Origin of the sequence: Dorea sp. YH-dor226 (genome assembly GCF_039832105.1) — a bacterium.
GTDB lineage: Bacteria > Bacillota > Clostridia > Lachnospirales > Lachnospiraceae > Dorea_A.
The window spans coordinates 1-26,983 of sequence record NZ_JBDOHS010000024.1 but is presented as its reverse complement, the minus strand read 5'-3'; the positions used below and the strand labels follow the sequence as shown (position 1 = coordinate 26,983).

Annotated in this window: 24 protein-coding genes; 3 read left to right on the top strand and 21 right to left on the bottom strand. The window is 42.5% G+C overall.

What is annotated here, in order from left to right; genetic code table 11:
- Positions 1-500 precede the first annotated feature (500 nt).
- From ABE547_RS13900 to rsmH, 4 genes are all read right to left on the bottom strand, one after another.
- A complete protein-coding gene (locus ABE547_RS13900; protein WP_347379308.1) occupies positions 501-761 on the bottom strand; it encodes a hypothetical protein in 261 nt (86 codons plus the stop codon).
- Between the two features lie 181 nt (positions 762-942).
- Positions 943-1,305: a DUF1016 N-terminal domain-containing protein gene (locus tag ABE547_RS13895; protein ID WP_347379307.1), complete on the bottom strand. Its 363-nt coding sequence runs from the start codon at positions 1,303-1,305 to the stop codon at positions 943-945.
- Between the two features lie 123 nt (positions 1,306-1,428).
- On the bottom strand, positions 1,429-2,895 hold the full coding sequence (gene rlmD, locus ABE547_RS13890) for a 23S rRNA (uracil(1939)-C(5))-methyltransferase RlmD (RefSeq protein ID WP_347379306.1): 1,467 nt from the start codon (positions 2,893-2,895) through the stop codon (positions 1,429-1,431).
- Positions 2,896-2,918: 23 nt separating this feature from the next.
- A complete protein-coding gene (gene rsmH / locus ABE547_RS13885; RefSeq protein ID WP_347379305.1) occupies positions 2,919-3,986 on the bottom strand; it encodes a 16S rRNA (cytosine(1402)-N(4))-methyltransferase RsmH in 1,068 nt (355 codons plus the stop codon).
- Between the two features lie 167 nt (positions 3,987-4,153).
- Between rsmH and ABE547_RS13880 the strand changes: the two genes are divergently transcribed.
- Positions 4,154-5,602, top strand: coding sequence for an aminoacyl-histidine dipeptidase (locus tag ABE547_RS13880; RefSeq protein ID WP_235249887.1), 1,449 nt, complete (start codon positions 4,154-4,156; stop codon positions 5,600-5,602).
- A gap of 60 nt (positions 5,603-5,662) precedes the next feature.
- Here the strand turns inward: ABE547_RS13880 and ABE547_RS13875 are convergent, their stop codons facing one another.
- The 15 genes from ABE547_RS13875 to ABE547_RS13805 form a co-directional block, all read right to left on the bottom strand.
- Entirely contained in the window at positions 5,663-6,265 is a 603-nt protein-coding gene (locus tag ABE547_RS13875) for a sortase (protein ID WP_347379304.1), read from the bottom strand.
- Positions 6,255-6,797, bottom strand: coding sequence for a hypothetical protein (locus ABE547_RS13870; protein WP_347379303.1), 543 nt, complete (start codon positions 6,795-6,797; stop codon positions 6,255-6,257). Before ABE547_RS13870 ends, ABE547_RS13875 begins: the two co-directional genes overlap by 11 nt.
- Before the next feature lie 100 nt (positions 6,798-6,897).
- Positions 6,898-8,070 carry a glycosyltransferase gene (locus ABE547_RS13865; RefSeq protein WP_347379302.1) on the bottom strand — a complete coding sequence of 391 codons (1,173 nt, stop codon included), beginning with the start codon at positions 8,068-8,070 and terminating at the stop codon, positions 6,898-6,900.
- A 52-nt stretch (positions 8,071-8,122) separates the two neighbouring features.
- Positions 8,123-9,085 (bottom strand): (Fe-S)-binding protein, encoded by a 963-nt coding sequence (locus ABE547_RS13860; RefSeq protein ID WP_347379301.1) that lies wholly within the window; start codon positions 9,083-9,085, stop codon positions 8,123-8,125.
- A gap of 273 nt (positions 9,086-9,358) precedes the next feature.
- Complete coding sequence (mmsB, locus tag ABE547_RS13855; RefSeq protein ID WP_347379300.1) at positions 9,359-10,519, bottom strand: multiple monosaccharide ABC transporter permease; 1,161 nt, start codon at positions 10,517-10,519, stop codon at positions 9,359-9,361.
- 3 nt (positions 10,520-10,522) lie between these two features.
- Positions 10,523-12,061, bottom strand: a complete 1,539-nt coding sequence (gene mmsA / locus ABE547_RS13850; RefSeq protein WP_347379299.1) for a multiple monosaccharide ABC transporter ATP-binding protein — start codon at positions 12,059-12,061, stop codon at positions 10,523-10,525.
- A 76-nt stretch (positions 12,062-12,137) separates the two neighbouring features.
- Positions 12,138-13,241, bottom strand: a complete 1,104-nt coding sequence (chvE, locus tag ABE547_RS13845) for a multiple monosaccharide ABC transporter substrate-binding protein (protein ID WP_347379298.1) — start codon at positions 13,239-13,241, stop codon at positions 12,138-12,140.
- A 171-nt stretch (positions 13,242-13,412) separates the two neighbouring features.
- On the bottom strand, positions 13,413-14,471 hold the full coding sequence (locus ABE547_RS13840) for a substrate-binding domain-containing protein (protein ID WP_347379297.1): 1,059 nt from the start codon (positions 14,469-14,471) through the stop codon (positions 13,413-13,415).
- The gene (locus ABE547_RS13835) at positions 14,468-16,066 is read right to left on the bottom strand and encodes a response regulator (RefSeq protein WP_347379296.1); all 1,599 of its coding nucleotides are present in this window, start codon (positions 16,064-16,066) and stop codon (positions 14,468-14,470) included. The genes ABE547_RS13840 and ABE547_RS13835 overlap by 4 nt, the downstream gene beginning before the upstream one ends.
- The gene (locus ABE547_RS13830; RefSeq protein WP_347379295.1) at positions 16,044-17,540 is read right to left on the bottom strand and encodes a histidine kinase; all 1,497 of its coding nucleotides are present in this window, start codon (positions 17,538-17,540) and stop codon (positions 16,044-16,046) included. The genes ABE547_RS13835 and ABE547_RS13830 overlap by 23 nt, the downstream gene beginning before the upstream one ends.
- 7 nt (positions 17,541-17,547) lie before the next feature.
- Positions 17,548-18,576 carry a substrate-binding domain-containing protein gene (locus ABE547_RS13825; protein WP_347379294.1) on the bottom strand — a complete coding sequence of 343 codons (1,029 nt, stop codon included), beginning with the start codon at positions 18,574-18,576 and terminating at the stop codon, positions 17,548-17,550.
- A gap of 231 nt (positions 18,577-18,807) precedes the next feature.
- Entirely contained in the window at positions 18,808-20,238 is a 1,431-nt protein-coding gene (locus ABE547_RS13820; protein ID WP_347379293.1) for a DUF4340 domain-containing protein, read from the bottom strand.
- Positions 20,225-21,694, bottom strand: a complete 1,470-nt coding sequence (locus tag ABE547_RS13815; RefSeq protein WP_347379292.1) for a GldG family protein — start codon at positions 21,692-21,694, stop codon at positions 20,225-20,227. The genes ABE547_RS13820 and ABE547_RS13815 overlap by 14 nt, the downstream gene beginning before the upstream one ends.
- Positions 21,694-22,557 carry an ABC transporter permease subunit gene (locus tag ABE547_RS13810; protein ID WP_347379291.1) on the bottom strand — a complete coding sequence of 288 codons (864 nt, stop codon included), beginning with the start codon at positions 22,555-22,557 and terminating at the stop codon, positions 21,694-21,696. Before ABE547_RS13810 ends, ABE547_RS13815 begins: the two co-directional genes overlap by 1 nt.
- Positions 22,554-23,504: an ABC transporter ATP-binding protein gene (locus tag ABE547_RS13805; protein ID WP_347379290.1), complete on the bottom strand. Its 951-nt coding sequence runs from the start codon at positions 23,502-23,504 to the stop codon at positions 22,554-22,556. The genes ABE547_RS13810 and ABE547_RS13805 overlap by 4 nt, the downstream gene beginning before the upstream one ends.
- A 227-nt stretch (positions 23,505-23,731) precedes the next feature.
- On the opposite strand from ABE547_RS13805, the gene ABE547_RS13800 reads away from it, so the two are divergent.
- Both ABE547_RS13800 and ABE547_RS13795 read left to right on the top strand, forming a co-directional pair.
- Positions 23,732-24,409, top strand: coding sequence for a response regulator transcription factor (locus ABE547_RS13800; RefSeq protein WP_347379289.1), 678 nt, complete (start codon positions 23,732-23,734; stop codon positions 24,407-24,409).
- On the top strand, positions 24,403-25,620 hold the full coding sequence (locus tag ABE547_RS13795; protein ID WP_347379288.1) for a HAMP domain-containing sensor histidine kinase: 1,218 nt from the start codon (positions 24,403-24,405) through the stop codon (positions 25,618-25,620). Before ABE547_RS13800 ends, ABE547_RS13795 begins: the two co-directional genes overlap by 7 nt.
- 89 nt (positions 25,621-25,709) lie before the next feature.
- Here the strand turns inward: ABE547_RS13795 and ABE547_RS13790 are convergent, their stop codons facing one another.
- A complete protein-coding gene (locus ABE547_RS13790) occupies positions 25,710-26,267 on the bottom strand; it encodes a DUF6070 family protein (RefSeq protein WP_347379287.1) in 558 nt (185 codons plus the stop codon).
- 92 nt (positions 26,268-26,359) lie between these two features.
- Positions 26,360-26,842, bottom strand: a complete 483-nt coding sequence (locus ABE547_RS13785; RefSeq protein WP_347379286.1) for an ATP-binding protein — start codon at positions 26,840-26,842, stop codon at positions 26,360-26,362.
- Positions 26,843-26,983: the final 141 nt, after the last annotated feature.

The window sequence follows — 26,983 nt, the reverse complement described above, 5'->3', positions numbered from 1 at the left end:
TAACTGCCTGTACTTTGTATTCATGGTCATATTTACGTGCCATTTTGAGTACCTCCTTATTCTCTTGATTCTATCATGAAATCCTTGAGAATAAGATGTCAACTTTTTTTATACCACACCACTTTAGTGGTAAGTTTGTCTTTGTAAACACATTTCTCTTTCTCAATCCTTCTAATAAAATCGGTTTAATATAATCCGGATCTTTCCACCTTTCGTCAATTTCCTAATATAACTTTTCAATTGTCAAACACAATCTGTACATTTAATCATCCAAATTTCCAAACAAATACTCAAAAAAATGAGAATATTCTTCTGTTGAGTATAAACTTGGATGCTCCTGCCCCTCAAAACTGTATCTTAAAACGGATATCTAAAGACTTTATAATATTCTACCACACCGATTTATCTTTTACTATCTGAATAAGATCAAGAAAAAAGACCGATCAGGAATCACAAAACTCCCAATCTGCCTCTTTTCTTACTCCTCTTCATTTTTACATTCAATCACTGTCCCGTCCAGAAGCACCACCAGCGCGGTTGGAACAGCCCATAACATCTTTGACTTTGTAACGCTCACTGCACTTCCAGATCTTTCGGTCAAATCCGGTGCTGCTCCGCCAACCTTTCCTTGCGAAAACTTTATTGCAGCTTCCGCAGACGATTTTAAAAGTCTCCAAGTCCTTCAATTTCCGCACATAATTCAGGCAATCCAACGTATTCCTTGCAAACCGGGAAATGGACTTGGTAATGCTTCTTGCCATTTTGAATTACCTCCTCGACTACTGTCTTTTCAGTAATATTCAATCCTGTAATTGGCATAGGCACATACCCGTTTTTTAATTTCTTCTTTATTGAATTATGCTCTTTTTACAGCTCTTAATTCTTCATTTGCCTTTTCTACTTTCATTCTTGACATTATAAATGTAATAACAAGTGTAATAACTACCGGAAGCCATATGGGTCACGGATAACATCTTCTGGTTTTTTCGCCGGCTCCAGTGTCTGAATTTCCGCTTCCACTTGCTCTTTATTTTTACTGGATAATAACCTTTCATAAAAGAAAGAATTTATCTGGCGCTCAAGTTGTCTGGTACTCCATTGAGATTTTACAGCTTCCTGCATATAAAATTCTCGTGCATTTTCATTCTCCACTCGCATCAGAAGCCGATAATGCGTCCAACTCAATTCGCTACGCAGTGCGTAGCCATTTGGAAACGTTAAATAAAACTGCCGCATATTTTTCAAGTTTGCAACGGTAAATCCTTTCCCAAAATCTTGAGTCATTTGCTTTGATAATTCTTTCACTTGCTCCACATATATTATACAATCTTTTCTTCTTTTTCGATAGTTCTAAAAATCCAGATAGCCAAATAGCCGCCTACTCAAAACCTGAACAAACGGCTATAAAATGGTATCAGATATTTATATTTAGATTATTTCAAAATGCTTCAACGCATCCTTTATCGCTTCCACTTTCTCCGCCGTCGGATGCTTCCTCGGCTGTTTCAATTCTTCTACCGCATTAGGAGCATCGTACATTGGCAGGCCTAAATCTCTCTTTACCTCTGCGATATATGCGGTATGTACTTTGAAGCCGTATTTAGCTTCTATGTACTCCTTTATCATTTTGTAGGTCACTCGCTCTTTGGGCTTGTAGCTTTCCGCTCTTTTAGCAATATTATCAAACGGAACTTTTCCCCCACCCTCGCCAAACTCAACTTTTACGTTGATATGTCCGTCTGGCTTTTTGTGGGAAAGCAGTACTACCGTCTCCACATGATCACAAAACGGGAACATATCCACCGGCTGTATTTTCCTCACTTCATATTTATGCCTGATCAAGTATTTCAGATCTCTCGCCAGCGTCTCCGGGTTACAGGATACATACACAACCTTTTCAGGAGCCAGCTTTACGACTGATGACAGAAAACGTTCATCGCTTCCCGCACGCGGAGGATCCATGAACACCACATCTGCCTTTTCCTTATTTGCTGCCATCTCCACCATGAATCGACCTGCATCTCCCTGATAAAATCCTGCATTCGTGATCCGGTTCTCTTTTGCATTGATGCGTGCATCTTTGACAGCATCCGGATTCAGTTCGACACCAATCACCCGTTTCGCATGTTTACTCGCGATCAGTCCGATCGTCCCGATTCCGCAGTACGCATCGATCACCGTCTCTTTACCGCTGAGACCTGCATATTGTATGGCCGTCTGATACAGCACTTCCGTCTGTACCGGATTCACCTGATAAAAGGACTTTGGCGAAATCCGGAAGGAACAGCCGCATAGTTGATCCCGGATAAATCCCGGACCATAGATTGCTTTTTCCCGGTCTCCCAGAACCATGCTGGTTTTCTTATCATTGATATTCAGCACAACCGTTGTAATCTCCGGGTGTTCCTTTCGGAGTGCTTTCACAAAATTATTTTTGGATGGAAGAATCGGTGAACCCAGAACCAGGACAACCATAATCTCTCCTGTTGTATAGCCTCTTCGGATCAAAACATGCCTGAGAAGTCCGTATCCCGTATCCTCATCATAGGTTTTGATCTTAAAAGATCTGAGCATTCCCCGGATTGTCCGTATGATCGCCTGACTTTTTTCATCTTCAATCAGGCAGTCCTCTACTGCAACCACCTGATGCGTTCCCTCCCGATAAGTCCCGGAGATGATATTCCCCTTCCGGTCACGGTCGAAGACCGCATGAACTTTATTCCGATAGTAACAGGGATCCTCCATTCCAATGATCGGGCTCACCTTTCCAAATCGTCCGAGCAGCTTCTCTTCCTGTTTTTGCTTTCGTTTCAACTGTTCTTTATAAGGAATACCCTGAAACTGGCATCCCCCGCATTTCCCGGCAATTTTACACTTCTCCATTGTATCTGCCATCTGTTTCTCCTTTTGCATTTTTCCTACTCTTCTGCGCGGATCGCCCAGCGCATCTTTGTTGATTTGGCTCGGCTGTTGCGAATACACTCTTCCTTTGAAGGACGAATTACTTCATCTGCGATCTCGGAATAGATATTTTCTTTCTTCAGCTGTTTAAATGACTTTTTTACCAGGCGGTCTTCACCCGAATGAAATGTCAGAATCGCAGCTCTTCCTCCCGGAGCCAGCACATCCGGAAGCTTATCAAGAAATTCATATAACACTTCAAACTCATTGTTCACATCAATTCGAAGTGCCTGAAATGTCCTTGCACTGGATTTTTTGACCGCTTCCTTCCGGTCAGATACCGGCAGAAAACCCAGCGCATCTTCAATCGCCTGATGCAAAGCAGTTGTTGTCTCGATCTTCTCCCCTCTTCGGATCCTTGTTACCACTTCTTTGGATATTTCCTCCGCATAAGGTTCATCAGAGTTCTCAATCAACATCCCCATCAATTCTTCCTGTGAAATATCCCGGATCCTCTCCGCTGCACTGATTCCTTTCTCCGGATTCATACGCAGATCCAGCGGTCCTTCCGCTTTATAGGTAAATCCTCGTTCCGGATTATCAATCTGCATGGAAGATACCCCAAGATCTGCCAGTACAAAATCAAATTTACCTGCTTCTTCTGCCACCTTATCAATATTGGCAAAATTTTCCAGCCTCACTGTCAGAATCTCCGGTCCGTATCCTTTTTCCTGCAGACGCTTTTTTGTCTTTGCCAATTCAATCGGATCCACATCCAGCGCATAGATATGCCCCTGTCCTTCCAGACATTTTAACATCTCCAGTGTATGACCGCCATAACCGAGCGTCGCGTCCAGTCCCTGCTGTCCCGGCCGGATCTGCAGAAAATCCAGAATCTCCTGCACTAAGATTGAAATATGCATCCCTGCAGGTGTTCCGCCTTTCTGGATTACTTTAGATATTGTATCCGCATATTTTTCCGGCTGATGTTCTTTATATTTTTCTCTATAACTCTTTGGATGAGTTCCGGAGTAATGAATTCTGCGCTTATGCTTCTTTTCCTGACAACCTTCCTGTTTTTCCATCTATATTCTGCCTTTCCTCTCATTTTTTACTATCATATCACAGCGTCCTATTTCCTGCCAGACTGTTAATATTATATCACAGATATCTTGCAAATAACATGGCAAAAACCGCAAGAAGGTGCTACAATAAAAATAGATTTATAATAATGTTACGGGAGGTTACCACAATGGGAGTATTATCAAACATTGAGCCAAAAGAAGTATTATATTACTTTGAAGAACTGAGCAAAGTGCCAAGGGGAACATTTTACACGAAAAAAGCCAGTGATTTCTGTGTGGAATTCGCCAAAGCGCATAATCTGGAATATGTTCAGGACGAAGTGAACAACGTAATTATTAAAAAGCCGGGAACTGAAGGCTATGAAAACAGCGAACCGGTCATCTTACAGGGACATCTGGACATGGTAAATGTCAAGACTCCTGACAGTGACCATGATTTTGAGAATGATCCTCTCGACCTTTTCGTTGAGGATGGAAAGATCGGAGCCAGAAACACAACGCTTGGCGGCGACGATGGAATCGCGATCGCATATGCCATGGCAATTCTTGCAAGTACAGATATTCCGCATCCACCGATCGAAGCACTGTTTACTATTGATGAAGAGATCGGAATGGGTGGTGCAAAAGCGATCGATCTGTCAGATATCAAGGGACGCAAGTGTCTGAACATTGACTCTGAGATTGAAGGCGTTCTGACGGTAGGCTGTGCCGGAGGATTTATCTATGATACTTATATTCCGATAGAGTGGAGCGACGAAGAAGGCACTCTCATCACGATCTCTCTCGGCGGACTTCAGGGGGGGCATTCCGGAGCTGAGATTCAGAAACAACGTGGAAATGCCAACAAGCTCATGGGGCGTATTCTGAACACTTTATCAGAAACCTATGATTTTAATCTGGTTAATATTAACGGCGGTACAGCTGCCAATGTTATTGCGCAGAATAACGAGGCAGTTATTGTTGCAGATTCTGAACAGGCAGATGCAATCCTGAAGGATATATGTACACTTAAGGATACTCTTTTTGCTGAATTTCTTGGTTCCGAACCAGACTTTTCACTGACTGCTGCTGCCGGAAAATCAGAATCAACCAAAGCATTTGATACGGAATCGACTTCTCACGTCATTACATATCTGTATGGAGCTCCGAACGGTGTACAGTGCTATGACCGCTCTTTCCCAGGGGCTGTCGAAACTTCTCTGAACACCGGAATCGTTGAGACCAGTGACGATACTGTAAGAGTCAGATTTCAGGTAAGAAGCTCCATGAAGAGTAAACTGGAAGAGATGAAGAAGATTATGAGCATGTGGTGCGAACTGGTTGGCGCTTCTTACGAACTGACCGGCGAATATCCTGCATGGGAATATTATGAAGATTCTTCTCTTCGTCCAATGATGATTGATATCTATAAGGATATATTCGGATGTGACCCTACCGTTGAGACTACGCACAGCGGACTGGAATGTGGTATTCTTTTCGGCAAAAAATCCGATCTCGATATCGTCTCCTTTGGACCTGATCTTCCGGATGTACACTCTGTAAAAGAACGGATGGACATTGCTTCTACTGAACGAACCTGGGAATATCTGAAAGCAATCCTGAAAGCCTGTAAATAAATCCTGTCATCCCATACCGGTTAACGATGAAAAATAAAAAGCAGGAGAATCGAAATCCTATCATTCGATTCTCCTGCATCTTATTGTAACACGGCTCTTTCCGCCATATGTACATGTAAAAAGTGTCATATCCCATTCCCCGGCTTCCATCTCTTCCACTGCTGTTCCGGGAAGGGATTCCAGATCCGCAACCTGATAATCGAATATATTCCCGTCCGCATCTGTAAAACGGATCTCATCTCCGATCCCCAGATCTTTCAGTCGTCCGAAATGTCTGTTATAATTATGTCCTGCAATAATCATGTTATCCTGATATACAGATCCCTGATACCGACACGGAGAGCTTCTGAGATTCGGATAACTCCATTCAGAAGCAACCGGAAGTTTTAATCCCAGAACCGGAATCTCAAGCACTCCGATATAAGCGATTCCATCCACTTCATAAACCGGCATTTCCATATCCGGATACAACTGATAAATCGGAATATCCTGATCCTGATCTTCATCCTCATCTTCCATCTCATCTTCCAGTTGCGCAAGGATCTCCGAAGAATTCTGATCTGCCTTTTGGGACTCCCAGATATTATATATTGTCAGACACAAAGCCGCCAGGATCAGAAGCGTTCCCAGCGTCATCAATACATTGCCGATCTTACGCTTCATTCGTCTCATCTCCATTTACAGAAAATGACAGCATCTCCTTGAGTCCCTGATGCGCCTGGTAGAAAGTCTCCAGTTGTTCTGAGAGCGTCTTCCATTTTTCCTCCGTTTTCGTTTCCGCATCCTTTATCATCTGATCGGACTTAAGCTCTGCTTCTTTTACCTTTTCCTGATAGAACTGTTCTGCCTTCTGCTTCAGTTCTTCACATTCTCTTTCTGCAGCTTCCCTTTTCTCCCGGATTTCCTGTTCACACTTTTCTCGCTTCCGATCACAGATCTCATCCGTTCTTCCGCTTAGTGTCTGAAGATTGTCCAGATACTGATCCGCAGCAATCTGCGCGATATCAAAGATCCCATTCAGTCTCAGTGCCGCCTCAGCGATCGATCCGGCTTCATCCAGCTGTATACTTCTGTCTTCCAGTTTTTTCTGCGCTTCTTTAAGCTCCGCATTTAACCGTTCTACTTCTTTACTCTGCTCCAAAAGCATCTCAAGCAGATCTATCCGACTCAATTTTTTTAATTCTTTCTCTGTCATCTGATCTTTCCTCCTGCCACTCATCCTGCCTGCTGCCTGCAGGCAGAAGACATCCCTGTCTGTTATTATAACACATCAAAGCAGGAAGCGCTGTATATTTCTATATTTGTTTTGTAATACCCCGTATGATTCCCATCACCCTTCGAAACGGCGCCGTCATCTTCCAACTCTTAGAAAGTTCATACTCCTCAATTTTTCTCTCAAGCTGGTTTACCTTATCTTTTTCTTTCTGCGCCTCCGTCTGATAATGAACAAAAAGCGCCTGCCAGGACTGATATTCCAGTTCACTGACATACAGATGCTCTTTATCCCAGTTATAGATATCAAATATATTGATGTGAAAATGCTCATGCAATACATCAAACGCATCGGGATCCTGCAGTACTTTTTCCAGCCTGTCAAGTCCTGACGTCCTGAGATACGCCGTCCATCCCTTCGCCATGATCATCAACAGACATTTTTCAAGTTCAATCTCCAGATGAGTAGAGGAGGATGGATTTTGAAAATCTTCTCCAAAAAACTCCCGAAACTTTTCATCCGACATTGCATCAATCAGATTTCTGCTGATCAGTACCTGCTCATTGGATGTACGTATCCGATGCTCCTCTGTCGCACTGCTCACCTGATTTTGAGATTTTTCATCCCATCGAAACCGGATCAGCTGTTCCGGCAATACATGGATCGGGGTATCTATCAATATACGAAGCCACAGATCATAATCTGCAAGCTGGCGATACATGATATTAAACCCACCTACTTTATCCAGTACTGATTTTCTGACCATTGCAGAAGGATGGCACAGAGAATTCCCATCATAAAACAGAGACCGCATCCATTCCTTCTGTGAATCATGCTGCCTTGCAAACAGATTCCGAAGATCCTCGCTTTTATCCGACACATCCTGTTCTTCATCATCCATCAGGCTGACTGCTGTAAAGCATGCACCATATTGTGTATTTTCTTCCATAAATTCCAGCTGCTTCTCCAGCTTATCCGGCAGCCATACATCATCACTGTTCATAAAAGCCACATATTCTCCCCTGCAATATGTAAGACCACAGTTTGCGGCATGGCAATAGAAAGAATTTCTTTTCATCTTCACATATTGGATCCTGGAATCCGTGTATGACTTTATAATCTCTTCCGAATGATCCGTCGACCCATCATCTACAATTATAAACTCAATATCCTTACATGTCTGTCCCAGCACGCTGTTGATCGCACGTTCCAAAAAACGTTCTCTGTTATAGGTACACATCAATACACTAATCATATTTTCCTCACTTTTCCAATCCGATATCTAATTCCGTTCCCCGCATCATTTCCTACCAGAATCTGCTCATCGCCCGGTTTACCATAGATTTTGCCACATCCGGCTCTTCACCCGTCTCCAGAATATCCGCAAGAATGTGGTGCACGCCCTTCATCTGATCCCGAACAAACTTTCCTGCACAGGAACCACAATAGGTATAGATAGAATCATAGCCTGCCTGTTTCAAAGAGTCTGTAAATCCTCTGGCGATCTCCGGCTCCTTTGCTCTTGCACATCCTCCAAGACCGCAACACTGAATATCTGCGATCACGTGCACATTTTCCGGAAGATATGGCTTCATATGCTTTTGCCACAACCGCGTCTCTTTATCCGGACATGGAGTAAAGAGATGCATCTCTTTCGTTTCTATCTTTTTTCCGATACCGAGTTCCCCGAGAAGCTCATAGATTCCTGTTACCTTAATATCGATTCTGTCCTTCAGAAAATAGTAACAGTTTGGACAGATTATGATCACCTCGGTCACATCAGCATCCTGAAAGCCCTGATTCATCCTCTGTATAATCTTCTTTTCCTGATCTTCAAGTCCCAGTTCCGCAATCGGTTTTCCGCAACAGTCATATACTGTCCCGATTCCGGCTTCTTTTTTTAACAATGCAGCAAGTTTCTTTGTCGTCTGTGGATAAAATGACGGGAAATTACATCCCGGAAACAGTACTCTTCCGGAAGTTACATTTTTATAATTACGAAAAATATAATTCTGTTTCTCCTTAATCAACATCTCATATCCGTCTTCCGAAATCTTCCCATTATTGTTTCTCGTCTTTTCTCTTCTTTTTTCAAGAAATCTCTCTCTTCCATTAATTCCCACAGGACATACCGACTCACACTTTCCACATAAAAAACAATGATAAGCAAGTTCTTCAACCTGCGTTTCATCTCCTATGTCCATCTGGTATTTATCTAAAAATGCACAATGTCTTGTACACGCACCACAGTGAATACATTCCTTAGCCATTTCGGTTCTTTCCTCCAACCACTACACGATCGCTTCTTACCACAGGTAAGAAAGCATCGTCTCCTGTCTGATATATTCTATCATTCTCCTCAAACAGCGTCTAATCGATTCAGCCAATATATATCACCCATTCATCGTTTTTATCTATATAACGAATTTCCAGATTACATACTCCCGATGATTCATTCTTTTCATCAGAAAAAGCCACTCAGGTATCCGCTGTTTCGCTTCACCTGAAGTGGCTTTATGTACATGATATTTTATACTGAGACTTTATTTTGCTTTTTTCTTAGATTCTACGTCAAAGATTACAGCTGCAAGTAATACAATACCTTTTACTACTTTCTGCCAGTTGGCATCTACACCCATGATGGACATACCAAGGTTGATAACACCCATCAGAGTAGCACCAATGATAACTCCCGGAATGGTTCCGCTTCCACCGTATGCAGATGCTCCACCGATGAAACAGGAACCGATGGCATCCATCTCATATCCGTCACCAGCTGTCGGGTTTGCAGAATTCAGACGTGCAATAACAACCATAGCTGCAACTGCGGACAGAAGTCCCATGTTCGCATATGCAAAGAAATATACTCTGTTGGTATTGATACCGGAAAGCTGTGCTGCTTTTTCATTTCCACCGATCGCATACAGATGACGTCCGATGGTTGTCTTGGACGTAATATAACCATAGATCAATACGATGACAACGATCCAGATCAGGATATTCGGAACCCCCTTATACTGAGCCAGTCTCCATGCAAACGCAATGATTACGATACTGATAACTGCACATTTAATGACCTCACTGCTCATAGGTCCTACTGCATAACCTTTTTTCACTTTGGAAGCTCTGCCTTTGAAAGTAACACCGACAAAAATCAGTGCTGCAATGATTCCAAACAGAAGACAGGTGATATTCAGCCCATCACCATGGAAGAAGTCCATAATATACATATTAAACATTGCCAGATAATTTTCCGGCATTGGCGCGATCGTGAATCCATCCAGAACAATATTGGAAAGTCCGCGGAACATCAGCATACCTGCCAGTGTTACGATAAATGGAGGTATTCTTCGATATGCGATCCAGAAGCCCTGCCATACTCCGATCAAAAGTCCGGCAGCAAGCATAATGATCATGGTTGCATATACATTGACACCCTTGTTAACCATGAATGTAGCTCCGACAGCACCTACAAAACATACAACAGAACCTACACTCAGGTCGATGTTACCACCTGTCAGGATACATAACAGCATACCGGTTGCAAGAATGAATACGTATGCATTCTGGGAAATCAGGTTATTCACATTCTGTGGAAGTAACATTCTTCCGCCTGTCTTCCAGGTGAAGAACAAAGTAACAACAACCAGCACAATTACCATTGTGTACTTTTTTAAAAATGTTGAAATATTTGCGCTCTTCATAATTTACTCTCCTTTGCTTGATTTCAAAATATGTGACATGATCAATTCCTGAGTTGCCTCCTCGCCGCTCAATTCTCCGACAATGCGGCCTTCATTCATAATGTAAATACGATCTGACATTCCCAGAACCTCCGGGAGTTCAGAAGAGATCATAATCACGGATTTTCCTGCCGCTACCAATTCGTTGATAATACAATAAATCTCATATTTTGCACCAACGTCAATACCTCTGGTAGGTTCATCCAATATCAGAACATCCGGCTCGGCAAACATCCATTTTGCGAGAAGAACTTTCTGCTGGTTACCACCACTTAAATTTCCCACATTCTGCTCAACACTCGGACATTTTGTCCTGAGTTTCTGTCTGTATTCCTCTGCCACTGCTATTTCTTTATCTTTATCAATGACGCCGTGATTGCTTACACCTGCCAGATTAGCAAGTGTCGTATTCACACGAATCGGGTTACTCAGAATCAGACCATTTCCTTTTCTGTCTTCTGTAACGTATGCTATTTTATGTTCAATCGCATCTTGAACAGAATGCAATTTCACTTCTTTCCCATCAATATATAATTCACCGGAGATATCATTGCCATAGCTCTTTCCAAAGATACTCATGGCAAGCTCTGTACGTCCGGCACCCATCAGTCCGGAGATACCAAGTACTTCTCCTTTTCTGACGTGCATCGATACATTGTCTACAACTTTACGATCTGAATACACCTGATGATACACAGTCCAGTTTTTTACTTCCAGCGCAATATCGCCGATATTCTTTTTCTCACGTTTTGGGAAGCGGTCAGTAAGTTCGCGTCCAACCATTCCCTTGATGATTCTGTCCTCGGTAAATGTGTCTTTGGTCTTATCGAGAGTCTCAATCGTTGCACCATCACGAATTACAGTAATCTTATCGGCTACATACGCAACCTCATTCAGTTTATGAGAGATAATAATTGAAGTCATGCCCTGCTTCTTGAATTCCAGCATCAGATCCAGAAGTGCCTGAGAATCCGACTCATTCAGAGAAGAAGTAGGTTCATCCAATATCAAAAGTTTTGCATTTTTTGCAAGTGCTTTTGCAATTTCAACAAGCTGCTGCTTGCCGACACCAATGTCTTTGATCAAAGTACGGGAAGACTCCTGTAATCCTACCTGTTTCAGATACTTATCCGCTTCTCCGTATGTTTTACTCCAGTCAATGGCAAACTTTTTCCCCTGCTCATTGCCAAGATACATATTTTCGCCGATTGTCATCTCAGGAACCAGCGCCAGTTCCTGATGAATGATAACGATTCCTTTTCCTTCACTGTCTTTAATATTATGGAATTTACAAACTTCTCCGTTATATATGATGTCGCCTTCATATGTTCCGTACGCATATATACCACTTAATACATTCATTAGAGTGGACTTGCCCGCTCCATTTTCGCCGACGAGCGCGTGAATTTCGCCCTCTTCCACTTTCAGATTCACGTTATCAAGCGCTTTTACACCGGGGAAAGTCTTGGTTATATTTTTCATTTCCAACAAAATCTTAGCCAATAGTATCCCTCACTTTCCTTTAAAAATGCAGGCGGACAATGTGCCCGCCTGCCCATTCATGTTTGTTTTTCACGAATTATTTAATATCAGCTTCTGTATAATATCCAGAATCAAGCAGCATCTCTTCGTAGTTGTCGATTGTTACTACTGTAGGATCGCAAAGGTAAGAAGGAATGACACCTGTTCCGTTGTCATATGTCTCGTTATCATTTGTTTCAGCTTCTTCGCCGCTCATGATAGCGTCTACCATCTTAACTGTCTGCTCTGCAAGTTTACGTGTATCTTTAAATACTGACATAGACTGTTTTCCGGCAACCAGATTCTTTACGTTTGGTTTGTCACAGTCCTGACCAGTGATGATTGGCCATTCACCATTGTAGTTTGCTTCCAGAGAGTTCTCAACACCAAGTGCTGTAGAATCGTTAGAGCAAAGAACAACGTCAAGGTTCTTGTCTGCATAGTTAGAAGCAAGGATTGCATCCATTCTTGCCTGAGCTTTTTCTGTTGACCAGTCAGCTGTTGCAACTTCTTCTTTTGCAATCTGTCCGGACTGAACTACTAACTTGCCTGCGTCGATGTATGGCTGAAGAACATCCATAGCTCCGCCGTAGAAGAAGTTAACATTGTTGTCACCCGGGTCACCTGTGAAGATTTCCATATTGAATGGGCCTTCTGCATTGTCAAGATCCAGAGCTTCTACAATATATTCGCCCTGTTTCTGACCTACCAGATAGTTATCGAATGTTGCGTAGTAAGAAACTGCTGTAGAGTTCATAATCAGACGGTCATAAGAGATAACCGGGATTCCTTCTTCTTCAGCTGTCTTCAGTGGTGTTCCAAGAGACTCACCGTCGATAGAAGCGATAACCAGTGCCTCACATCCACCGGAGATCATATTTTCAATCTGAGAAACCTGTGTTGCCACGTCATTGCTTGCATACTGTAAGTCAACTTCGTATCCAGCTTCCTCCAGCTGTTTCTTCATATTCTCGCCGTCCTGGTTCCAGCGCTGGAGATCCTTTGTAGGCATTGCTACACCAATCTTTCCGCTTCCAGCCTCTGTTGTCTTTTCTTCACTTGAGCTTGAAGAGCTGCTGGATCCGTCAGAACATGCAGCCAGTGACATTGCCATTACTGCAATCAGTCCGATTGAAACCAGTTTTTTGAATCTTGTTTTCATAATACGTTCCTCCATTCGTTATATTTGATATATTAAATATAACAACATCAAGACAGGACATGTTTGCGAAGACTCGCACAAATTAATAAAGATACTCTCCCCAAAAAGAAAAGGTAGCACATTTTTGTGCTGCCTCTCTTTCAAAAAAATGCTACTTTTTACTGTTCTTATCTATTCTTCAACATTCAGATAGACTTCGTCTCTCAGATGGAAACCAAGATCTATGATAATGTCATCCATGTTCTCAACCGTCACTGCAATTGGCGGAAGCGCCCAGTAAGGGACTTCATAGCCATCCATCGTCCGTTTTGTAGTAGTTCTTCCTACTTCTTCCCCGACGACAGCTTCCCCTTTTGCCATCTTCACTGCACATTTTGCAGCAACCTTTGCCAGTCTTTCAATCGGTTTATATACCGTCATAGTCTGTGTTCCTTCCACAACTCTCTGACACGCCTCCAGATCCGCATCCTGTCCGACTACCACTACCTTTCCGGCAAGCTGCTTCTCACTCAATGCCTTGATCGCATATCCTGCAAGTCCGTCATTGCCACACATTACAGCATCTACATCTTCTGCATCCAGAAGTGCTTCATTTGCTGCAGCAAATCCATTCTCCGGAGTCCATGATTTTACATAGATTTCTTTGACTACCGTCAGATTACTGTCCTGAATTCCTTTTTTAAATCCATCTACAACATCCAGTGAGTTCGTATCGGCCTGTGGACCACAGAGCATGACCACATTCCCTCCCTCCGGCAGACGATCGATCATTGTCTGAGCCATCAGTTCTCCGACCGCCTCGTTATCGACTGTAATATAAAGATCTGTAGAACAGCCCTGTATCATACGGTCATAAGATATAACATCTATTCCGGCATTTCTGGCCTTTGTCACTTCCTCGGTAAGCTGATAACAGTCCACTGCAACAATAACGATTACATCCATCTCATCTTCGATAAATTTCTCAATCTGTACTTTTTGTTTTTCCACGTCCCCGTTCGCATTCTGAACATTCACTGTCGCTCCGAGCTTCTCTGCCGTAGATACAAATACATCTCTGTCCCGAATCCATCTTTCCAGCACAAATGTGTCAAACGTAATCCCAATCTTTAATTCTCTGTTCTTCGTATTTTCATCTTCGACCTCTCCGCTTTCTTTCTGATTACAGGACAGGCAGAAAGATAAAGCCAATATCAGACATATCATAATTGCAATACATTTCTTTTTCATGACATTCTTCCTTCCCGATACTCTGTAGGTGTCACACCCGTCCACTTTTTAAAGATCCGGCTGAAATAATTCGGATCTCCATATCCGGATTCATGACAGATCTCTTTGATACTCTTGTCACTGTTGCTCAGCTGTTCCTTTGCATATCGCATTCTGAGACCTGTCAGGTAATCAATATAATTCACTCCCACTGTCTCTTTAAAGAGCTTACTGAGATAATAAGGACTGATTCCCAGTTCCTTTGCCATCTCATCCAGTGACAGTTCTTCCGAAAAATGTGCGGTTATGTATTCTTTCGCCCGTTCGACCACGCTGCTCGTCTTTTCCTGCTGTTTCATGGCGATATGTCTGCTCGCATCCACCATCTTCTGCACGAACCAGCTTGTCAGCTCTTCGTATGTCTGAAAAGAGAGCAGCGTTTCCAGATACCCTTCACGATCCTGAAAACGATATAGCATTCCTCCCTGCATATACGCAAGATGTTCCGCCCACAGTACAAACTCCATGGCTTTTAACCGGACGACACCTGACAACTCCGTCGACTGACTCATCAGCCACATGGCAAAATCTCTGCTCCGCTCTCTGGTTCCTTCCTGATTGCCTTCCTCCACTGCTGCAAATAATTCCTTTTCCAGCTTCACCGGGTAGCTGTCTTCATAGACACAGCTCACCGGAAGATCCCTGGCATGTGTAACCTTTCCGACACCCTGTCTCTCCGTATCCAGCGCTTCCTGATAAGACTCCCGAATCTCATTCCAGGTTTTTACAGAGCCGATACCTGCCTTGAACTTCAAGTCCAGCTGCTGTTCCAGTTTTCTCAGCATGCTCCGAACACTGTCAATCTTGGCAACTCTTTCATGATACTCCTCTGTTTCCTGATTACACGGCACCAGTACAATCACCTTATTCGACACCAGATCTCCGACAATTCCTCCGGTTGTCTCCTTCAGCATCTCCCGCAGAATCATATAGTGCTTCTGCAGACGGATTCCGGCACCCAGTGTATTAGACAGAACTCCTTTATGAAGTTCATCTCCACACTCGATCACCAGCGCATATCCATAATCCACCTCAATATTCAGAAGTTCCCTGTAATTCTGACTGTTCTCGCTGTTCTGCCCATCAAAAAGTACACTGTACACAAAACCATTTTCGATCATAGGTATCACTACTTCCAGCTTTTCTTTGATCTCCAGGTCATTTTTTACTTTTTCCTTTCTCTCTCTAATCAGCTTCATAGCCTTGCGAAGCGTCTCTATGAGCACATCACGGTTGATTGGTTTTGTCAGATAAGACAACACACCGATATCAATCGACTTCTGAGAATATTCAAATTTATCATATGCGGTCAGTACGATAAATACAATATTCTTATTCTCCTTACGAATCTCCTGCATTGCTTCAATCCCATTGATTCCCGGCATCTGAATATCCATAAGTACAATATCCGGATGAAAAGATTCTGCCAGTTCAATCGCGATTCTTCCGTTTTTCGCAGATTCAATTTCACATTTATCGCCAAAGCTTTTCTGAATCATAAACTTAAGTGATTCCTGAACGATACCTTCATCATCACAGATCAATATCCGTATCATTTTTATTTCCTCCCCTTGCCTTTTGCAGATATAAGATTACTTCCGTACCACCACTTTCTCTTCTTCTGATATCCATAACATGCTCCATATTATAATATCTGCGAAGCCGGTTGATCACATTATCCATTCCAATCCCCGCGGAATCTCTTCCGCTGTTACTGTGAGCACTTTCTCCACGAAGTATCTTTTCCGCAATTTCCGGTTCAATTCCCACACCATTATCTGCAACGGTAATACACACATTTTCATTGTTATTATATACGATAAGTTCGATATATCCTTCTGTATCCAGCTCGCGGATTCCGTGATTCACTGCATTTTCAATCAATGGCTGGATGATCATGCTCGGCATCAGTGTATCCAGAAGCCTTTCATCAATCTTTTTCCTGTAATGGATATCTCCGGAAAATCTTACGTTCAGAATATATACATAATTATCTACCAGCTTTAATTCTTCTCTCAGAGTTGTGTCCTTATCGATCTTTCGTACATTATACCGAAAGAAATCCGCCATATTCTCGATAAAGAGACATGCCTTTTCCGCACCCTCCATCATGGCAAGCTGTGCTCCGGCATTCAGACTGTTAAATAAAAAATGAGGATTAATCTGTGCCTGAAGATACTTCAGCTGTGCTTCCTTCAGTTCGTTTTTCATGATAAGTTCATTTTCGATCAGCTTACTTTCACGCTCATAATTTTCTTTGGTTTTCTGGATATATACACGGATACTGTCTATCATCTTATTGCAGGCTTTTGCTACTGTAGTAATCTCATCTCCGGTCTCAACGATCGGAAAGTCTACTTCCATATTCCCTCTTGCAATTTCATTGGCAACATCTGCCAGCTGAATCAGAGGCTTTGTAATATTTCGAGTCATAACAAGAATCCATGCAAATGCAATCATAAGCGCCGCCAGCAGCAGAAACATACTGATACCGGTCAGATAAGTCAGCGACGTCCGCAGCAGTGAATAGTTATTGGAGCTTTCCAGAAAAACAGAGGTGTTAAGACTGTTAATACAGGACTGGATATAATCATAGAGCTTTTTTGCCTCTCCGTAATCATCATTATATTTGCTGACATTACGCCCTCTTTTGGCTTCTATCGTACTGTCCGCACGCTCCAGGTAAGTCAGTGACATATTATAGATATTTTTTTCCATTAATTTATTGTCGTCATCCACTGTCTGGTGATTCAGCTGCTGTATCATATTATTATAATCCTGTTCACAGGAATAAAATGACTCCAGCTGATCCGAGCTCTTTGTATTCAGATACTGATAAAGCGCCGACTGCATTCCCTCTAATGTATTCGACAGATCATTTAACTGGATATTATTATTATATACGCTGTCAATCTGACGAACTGCTTTACTCTGGTTGTAAGACAGATATATGTTCAGCACAAAGACCAGAACCATAATGACCAGAAACACTTCCAGAAGCTTCGTGCGTATGGATCTTTTTTTCTTCATATCACTATCATTCTTCCTTTTCCATATAGTCTTTTACATTATCTTCCGTAATCAGCGTCGGTGTAACCGTAAGATATTCATTCACATAATCTTTTTCCAGATATTCACTCATTCCCTGCGCGGCTGTCTGTCCAAGCTCCTGTGCATTGATCAGTACGCTGGACTTGATAATTCGTTTCTGAATTCCTTCCAGCGTATCCTCTGAAGAATAATATCCTATTATGGATGTCTGTCCTACACGATTATAATCCACGACACTCTGGTATGCACTGATGGTATCAACTGCCCCAAGGCACACAAGAATATCCGGTGCATCCGCATTGAGAATCAGGTTACGTACCGTCTCTTCCGATTCAAATTTACCTGAATTATCAATGACCGTCGCTGACAGCTCCATTCTGTCGCTGACAGAAGCTGTCGTTTCGTGAATTCCGGAATAGATCAGATTCGGTGTTGCCCGATCTGAATTGGAATCCACCAATACAGATACCCTTATCATTCTTCCCTCTTTCAGCCATTTTTTCTCCACTTCATCTATAATCTCATTTCCATACAGTTCGCCCGTTGCAAAATCACTGCCACTGACAAAACTAATTCTGTCACTGTCTGCCACATCGGAAAGAATCGTCATAACCGGTATTCCTGCTTTAGCAGCCTTTTTGATCTTATCCTGCAGAGTATCTCCTCCGTCGGCATTCAATATGATACCGTCGACCTTTGCAGCAACGGCCATCTCCAGTAGTTCTTCCGCTGTATAATCTTCCACAAGCCTCTCACCAAAATTTTCAATATAAAGACCATGCTCTTTTCCCTCTTCTCTGGCACTCTCGTAGATGGAAAGCCAGAATTCCTCCGTCGGATCCTCATTGATCATGGCAATATGTTTCTGGTATGTGGTCTCATTCGTCTTTGTTGTTCCACGAATTTCCAGCCGGTGTTCCAGAAATCCGCTGATTCCTGTCAAAGCTGCCAGAAACAAAATACAAAGACAGAGCAAAAGTATGATCCAGTTTTTCTCTTTCTTTGGAACTTTCATTCTGTAATATACCTCTTTTATTTCTTCTGTATTTTCTCTCAAAACACGTTTTTTCTATTATACACTATTTTTTAATACTGTAAAAGCAACAATGGAATTAAAAGCTGTCGTTCCATCAGCGATCAATTCCATCGTTTCTCTGCTATATACTGTTTATTTTACGAAACCCTTTTCTGTTTCCTTAACATGATATCTAATATTGCCAACTCTTTCTCCCAGGCTGGTCTGTATCTAATTTAATACAATTGCATTTACTGCTTCTACCAGATCAATTACCTGATCTCTTTTTACCAATGATACCGGCTCTCCATCCACAACTGCCAGGAAGTAGCTTCCGTCATACCGACACAGCTTTACGGTAACCTCCGGATAATTTTCATTGTCCAAATGCACCGTCAGGCTGATTTCTTCCTTTCCTTTCGGCTCTTCTTCGGTAAAACTGTCAGCTGTAAGTGCCATCAATGCACTTTTCAGATCATCAATCTCCAGTTCCTCTTCTCCGTAATAATAGATTCTGTCATCTCCTTTTCCCTCACAGGTAATGGTGTAATCCTCGCCTTCCAGGGAGATATCGATCTGTGTAATATCTGCAAAGTCAGCAGAAAGAACTTCCTGATGCCGAAGATCATCATAAGATGCCTTCATCAGCTCCTGATATTGCTCTCCGGTAATCTGATAGATAATGGATGATTCTCCGACTCTTGCATATGCTGTAATCTCTTCTTCTTCCTCTTCGTCATCTTCTTTCTGCTCTTCTTTTGTCTCCTTATCTGCTTCTTCCGGATCACGGGAAACATTGATAACAAATGTCTGCTTTTTATTCTCCTTTTCTTCGATATCCTCGTCATCCTCCGGAGTATATTGAACCGTTACCGTCAGTTCAGGATCATCCAGCCCGTATGACTCAATCTCTTCCTCCGAAGCATCATAAGTGACATACTCTGTCGGATCCAGATTGCTGATCATACTCAGATAATCATCCACCCTTTCAGAATCTAACGGACAGTTCTTCCCATCCCGTTCTGTAAAATAGACATCCTCTTCACAATACGTATCTTTACTTTCTTCTTCATAATCTATCTGGTAATTTGAGGAACCGGCAAACTGTATACTATGAATCTCTGCCTCTGCAAATTCAGGCATGTCATCATGAGCAATCATATCACTTAATCCTGCCTCGTAAGATTCCAGCGGATCGTTTTTCACAAGATAGACATTACCGTCACCGATGGATACATACCTTTCGGAATCCATTTTACTGTAATCCCCAAGTTTAATCTCATACTTCTTATCCTCTGTTTCAATATTGATCGTACATATTGGATCATCCAGACCATATTGCCCATAATCCTCAACTTCTTCTATCACGAAAGAAACGCCGAATTCACGGAACAATTCCAGAAGTTCATTGACTTTATCCTCACTGACCGGAAATGCTTCATCTTTATCATAGATCCAGCTTTCCTCTTTATGGAATGAAAGGGACTCTGTTTCATTTTCCCAGGAAAGCGAAGTAACATTTTCCGCCTCAATCTTAAGAAGCACTTCGTCACTGTTCTTGATCTGCTCTTTTTTCTCTTCATACCTGCATACAATGAACGTCACTGCACATACAACAGCCAGAATACCCAGCAACAGATATAACCTTTTAGACCGATTCATGTTGTTTCCTCCTTCTTAGAATTACACCAATGCCGATTCCAAGATATACAAGCGGGAAGATGCCGATCATCACTGTTTTCAGAATAGCTGATGTGGAATCACTGATCGTAAGATAATTATAATTCAGGGATTTACTTCGGATTGACACAGCTTCATTCTCTCCGAACATAGATGACAGTGCATTCATTCCCAGATCCAGATTGGCCCCGGAGGAATAAGAATTATACGTATCATTCAGAAATTCCGATGATGCAAACCATATAATCTGTCCGTCATTCTCGCACGCAATCGATACTGCAAGCGTAAAAGGCCCGTCGATATCTCCATCTTCCTTTTCATAGGAAGTCAGATCATAACCGTCAATCTTGCTGAAGGAAGAATCGGAAGTTGTAAGAAGCTCTGTAACCGTTCCTTTTCCTGAACTTTTTACTGTCATACCCTGTGCAATCGGCATGATCACATAATAATTTTCTTCCAGGAGCGGATCTGTGATCTCACTGCCCGAGATATCCGGAAGGAGGATATACGGCGCCTGAAATGCATAGTGTTCTCTGTCAGATTCCACAACGATCCCTTCCTCTGCCTCTATTCCATAATCGGACAGCAGACTGTAAAGATTCGTCAATGTACCATCCTGCGTCGGTCCGGCAAGAACCATCAGTTTACCTCCGTTTTCTGTATAATCGGAAAGCAGATTTTTTTCTTCTTCCGATATGTCACTGGACGGCGCATAGATCAGAATACAGTCAGCTTCTTCCGGAACCGAATCTTCATTCAGAAGTGAAAATGTATTTAACTCAATATTCTCCTTTTCAATCTGTTCACGAAAAGCCTCCGGAAGTTCTGCCTCTCCGTGTCCTTCCAGTACATACAGCTGTGGCTGTTCCTCACTGACTACGTAATCAATTGCTGAGGTGATCGCTCCCTCTCCATCAAAAGAATTGTCATAAGAATACGTCGCCATATTGGCTTCTGAGATATAGATATCATCATAGGAAATATATCTGCTCTTTTCATCACACTCGACAATCAGACTATTGTTTGCCACTTCCTCGGATGTATATTGTTCCGCAAATGTCGGATAGATATCCGGATTCTTCTTAACCACCTCCACATGTTCTGACAGACTCTCATATTTACTCAGCAGATTTTCTATCACATCGTCTTCTTCTCCGGACTGTACGATCCAGTAGATGGTAACATCTTTCTCCAATGCATTTACCACAACCTTGGTATTGCTCGTGATAGAATACAGCTTTGCAGAACTGATATCGTATCTGGTATACGCAGATGGGATCGATGATACCAGAATATTAAGCGCAATCAGAATGGCAAGTACAATGAAAGTTATTATAAGGGAGTAAGAACCACCCTGAAATGCAATCCGATTCTGTATTGTATGGTCTGATTTCCCTTCTCTGCTCTTTTTTCTGTAAAATAATTCTATTATTTTCATTAATTGTACCTCCTCTTCTCAAGTGACTGTACGGTCAGGAACAGGAAGAAAACAATCACTGTCAGATAATAAAAGATTGCAGAAAGATCAAATACACCGTTTACAAATGTATTAAATCTCTCAAACAGAGATAATTTTGTCATAATATCCGGCAACAGACCTTCCAGTCTGGTTTTATCTACAAAATAGACAATACAGGTCCCCGCCATCAATCCAAGACTGACAATATACGCCAGATTCTCATTGCGGGTCAGATGATGAATCACCAGTCCGAGTATGATAAAGAGCACCCACAATGCAAACACTGAGCCAAGGGCAGTAGAAGAAATGTGCTCGGCCAGTGTCACACTATAATAATTCAGCAAAATTGCAGCTACTCCTACGCCGGCTGCAAATCCCTGATTTTCCGTCAGTGATGAGATAAATGTTCCGACTGCAAGCAATGCTGCTCCCATCACAAAAAATGCAAAAATCGATCCGTAAGAAGTCGGAAGATACACTTCTCCATATTGTGCAAATACCAGCGGATACACCGATATCATACACAGCGGAATCAGATATACGACCAGAAGTGCCAGGAATTTGCCGATTACCACCTGAAAAGTCGTAATCGGGAGCGAATACAGAAGCTGATCTGTCTTCTGCTTTCGTTCCTCTGCGATCACCCGCATCGTCAGAATCGGTACGATCACCACAAAAGCCAGACTGACAAAGCTCAGTACATACTCGAAATTGGAAACTGCTTTCTGGATGTTATAGAACATTGCTCCGATTCCCACAAACACCAGTAAAAATGCGCCAAACACATAAGCCGTCAGGGAGCGAAAATAAATCGACAATTCATGTTTCCATACAGCGATCATCTGCCTTCCACCTCACTTTCTGTCAACTCGATGAATACGTCTTCCAGGCTCGCCTTTTTTGCCACAATTTCCACAATTGCCCTGTTTTTTGCCGCAAACGCAAAAAAGAGCTGCCTGCACAGATCACAGGAATCCTCACACTCCACTTTCAGATAGACTGTCAGAAGTCCATTCTCTTCTTTCTCTGTCTCCCATCCCGTAACATCTTCCAGACATTCCAGTATCCTTGCAGTCTCTTCTTCATCTGCTTCTGTTTTCATCACGATTTCATTCGATGCCATCATTAACTTTTCCAGGTTCTTCGGTTCATCAAATGCAACCAGCTTTCCTTTTGCAATAATCAGGATCCTGTCGCAGATTGCCTGTACCTCAGAAAGTATATGAGAACTTAAGATCACCGTATGCGTCTGTCCCAGCTGCCGGATCAGATCCCGGATCTCAATAATCTGAATCGGATCCAGACCAACCGTAGGCTCATCCAGAATAATCACCCTGGGATTACCCAGCAATGCCTGTGCAATACCGACTCTCTGTCTGTAGCCTTTCGAAAGCTTTGAAATCAGACGATTTTTCACATCATCAATCCTGGTCTGCTCAATGACTTCCCGAATCTGTTCCTCCAGTTCCTGTCCTTTCATCCCTTTGGCATTTCCCACAAATCTCAGATACTCTACCGGCGTCTCGTTCATATAGAGAGACGGCTGCTCCGGAAGATATCCGATCAGCCTTTTCGCCTGATCCGCCTCCTCAAAGATATCATGGCCATCAATCCTTACATGTCCCTCCGTTGCGGACAGACATCCCGTCATGATATTCATGGTAGTTGATTTTCCTACACCGTTCGGACTTAAAAAACCATATACATGACCTTCGTCTATCTCAAAGGACAGATCGCTCACAGCTTTAAAATCATCATAACATTTTGTCAAATATTCCACTGTTATCATAGTAAACCTCCTCGTTCAGACTTTATCTTCGCAACCATTGTAATGACAAACGCTGAAACCATACTGAAAAAAGTCCTCTAAGAACTTCGAATTCACAGAAATATCACACACACCTTCTCCATTTCCTTTACAATGAATGAATAAATGGTCACATAGCCGATATTTTCAGGTTCATTTCAGGTTCATTCTTTATACTGAATTTAAAAGTAATATAGATGGAGGTTCTTATGAAAATATTGATCATAGAAGACGAGAAAATGCTGGCCGAATCAATAAAGACCTTACTGGTGTCCAAAGGTTTTGAGGTTGATACTGCATTTGACGGAATCACAGGACAGGAATATGCCTCTCTGGGAGTTTACGATCTCCTGATTCTTGATGTGATGCTTCCCTGTCTGAACGGTTATCAGATTGCACGAAAGATCCGAAATGAAAAATCCGGAATTCCCATTCTGATGCTTACCGCAAAGTCTGCACTGGAAGACCGCGTGGAAGGGCTGAATTCCGGAGCAGATTATTATCTTACCAAACCATTTGACTCCAGAGAGCTTTTCGCCTGTATCAACGCGCTCCTGCGGCGCCAGGGACCACAGATCAACGAGCTGATCTGCGGAAACACTTCTCTCGATCTGTTTTCCGGCACTTTATTCTGTGGCAAAAACAGTATCCGCCTTTCTGCCAGAGAATTTGACGTTATGCGTCTGCTTATGCAGAACCCGGAGCACAATCTGTCCAAGGAAATGATTCTTGCTCATGTATGGGGTTATGATTCCAATGCTATCGAAAATCATGTGGAAGTATATGTGGGATTTCTCAGAAAAAAACTGACCGGAATCGGCTCAAATATAAAGATTGTTGCAATTCGAAGACTGGGGTATCATCTGGAGGTTCAAGAAATATGCTGAAAAAGTTACGTATTAAATTTGTCTGCATCAACATGACGATCATTACAATTATGCTGATCTTTATCTTCTATACTATCATCCATATCACCCAGAAGAATCTGGAACAGAACAATCTTCAGATGATGCAGGAGATTGCCAGTGATCCGTTATCTCTGACCAAGCCAGGCGACAGCTCCGCCATCCGGCTTCCTTATTTCACATTAAAACTGGACAATCAGCACAATATACTGGAAACCGGAAGCAGTTATTCGATGCTGACTGACAGAGCTTATTTCGAGGATCTCATAGACGCCTCTTATGCTCTGCCTGAAAAAACAGGCATTTTGCAGGACTATCATCTGTGTTACATGCAGGTATCCACGCCAACCTCTCATTTTCTTATCTTTATGGATATCTCAACCGAGATCTCAACCATGGAACATCTGACACGCAACTGTATATTGATCGGAACGATCAGTTTCTTCGTGTTTCTGGGAATCAGTATCTTCTTTGCCAACTGGGCGGTACGTCCTGTTGACCGGGCATGGACACAGCAAAAACAGTTTATTGCAGATGCATCCCATGAGTTGAAAACACCTCTGACCGTCATACTTACCAATGCAGAACTTTTAAAGGCTCCCGTCTACGACTCAGAACAACAGAAACATTTTACAGATCATATCCTGATTATGGCCAAACAGATGCAGGAACTCGTGGAAGGGCTGCTGGAGCTGTCCAGAATTGACAACGGCTCTCTGAAAACAATCATGTGCAATCTGGATCTGAGCCTTATGACAGAAAATGCACTCTATCCTTTTGAGCCGCTTTATTTTGAAAACAAACTTACACTGCATACAGAGATTGAACCCGGAATTCAGGTACATGGAAGCGAAGGTCATCTGAAACAGGTGCTGGATATTCTTCTGGACAATGCAATGCACTATTCCAACGTTTCGTCCGAAGTTACCGTAACCTTAAAGCGTCAGAAAATGTACTGCACGCTGTCCGTCAGAAGCCATGGTGATTCTCTGCCTGAAGAAGAATTAAAAAATATCTTCAAACGTTTTTATCGTACAGATCAAAGCAGGAAGCGAAGCGGCAATTACGGGCTGGGATTGTCCATCGCAAAAAGCATCGTAGAAGAACATCGTGGAAAGATATGGGCCAAAAGCCGGGAAGGTGTGAATACCTTCCATGTTCGATTGCAGTGTCTGCAAAAGAATATCATCTGACCCGGTTCCCGAGATACCGGAAACTTCCGTCTTCTGAAAACCTGACCGTAAGCTCTGAGGAAATCATGGCATCCTCACATACCACCATATCACACACTGCATCTACTGTTAATGTCATGGTTCCATCCGCATTTTCTCTGACCCTGGTCACTTCCGGCAAAGACATACTTATTTCTTACAATCCCGCCATCCGGATCAATCTCATAGATAACGATATTTCCTTTTTTTCCATCCATACAGTCCAAAAGAAACTGTTCTGCACTTTCATAATTTTCCATATTCGAATAAGGTATCGACGTTGTCACCGGAAAGCCGGCCCTTGCAGCTTTCTTCTGCATCTTCCGCATATCCTCTTTTGAATAACTCATACCGGATCCATTGCCTCCCGGCAAATACTGATGCATCATCCGGATACAGTCGTCCCATGCTTCCTCTCTTTCACGCTCGTCCACCGGAAGATCATATCCTTTTGTATCATTCTTTTCATTCTCTTCACGGCAACGGTTTTCTGAAGAATCTGAAATGGCAGACAGCAGAAATATCACCAGCAGAATTGCCGGAAGAATCCCTCCAACAATTCCCCGATAACTTATCCTGTTGCGTTTTGAACCATTCCGCCAACGCCTGACGATCCTTTGTACCCACATAACTGTTTCCTCCTTTTTTCGTCCCGAAATATTACATTTGTAAGATTTTCACTTAAAAAAACAGAATATATGTCGTGTTTATCTTATCATCTTTACAACATAAATTTTACCGTAACCATCAACGAATGTCCATCTTCAGTTTTTGCCTGAATCCTGCCATTATGTGCTGTCACAATGGCTTTTGCCACAGACAGACCGATCCCATAACCTCCGGTCTGCGAATTATGTGAAGAATCCCTTCGGAAAAATCTTTCAAATAACTTAGAAAGTTCATCCTTCGAAATAGTTCCCTCCGTCGTATTATATACAGATAACTGTAACGTTCTGTTTTTCTTTTCCAATGTCAGTGACACAATGCCATGATCCGGAGAATATTTCAGCGCATTATCCAACAATATACTGACCAGCTGGGCAATTGCCTTTTCATTGCCCTTCAGAGACAGCATTGGCTGCACGCTGCACCGAAATGTTTTCCCCTGCGTCTGTGCCAGTGCCTGGAAAGATGCCGCCGTTTCGCTGACAATATCCGAAAATGGAAATTCGATCATCTGCATGGAGTGATCGGTTTCTTCCATCCGGGACAGATACACCAGGTTATAATGGTCTCATAAATTAAGACACTTTTTCGGACAGATTTTAATGAATCTGATATACTAAAATCAGTATGAAAGAGAGGATTCATTATCATGTCCAGACAGAGAAGAAATTTTAGTGCC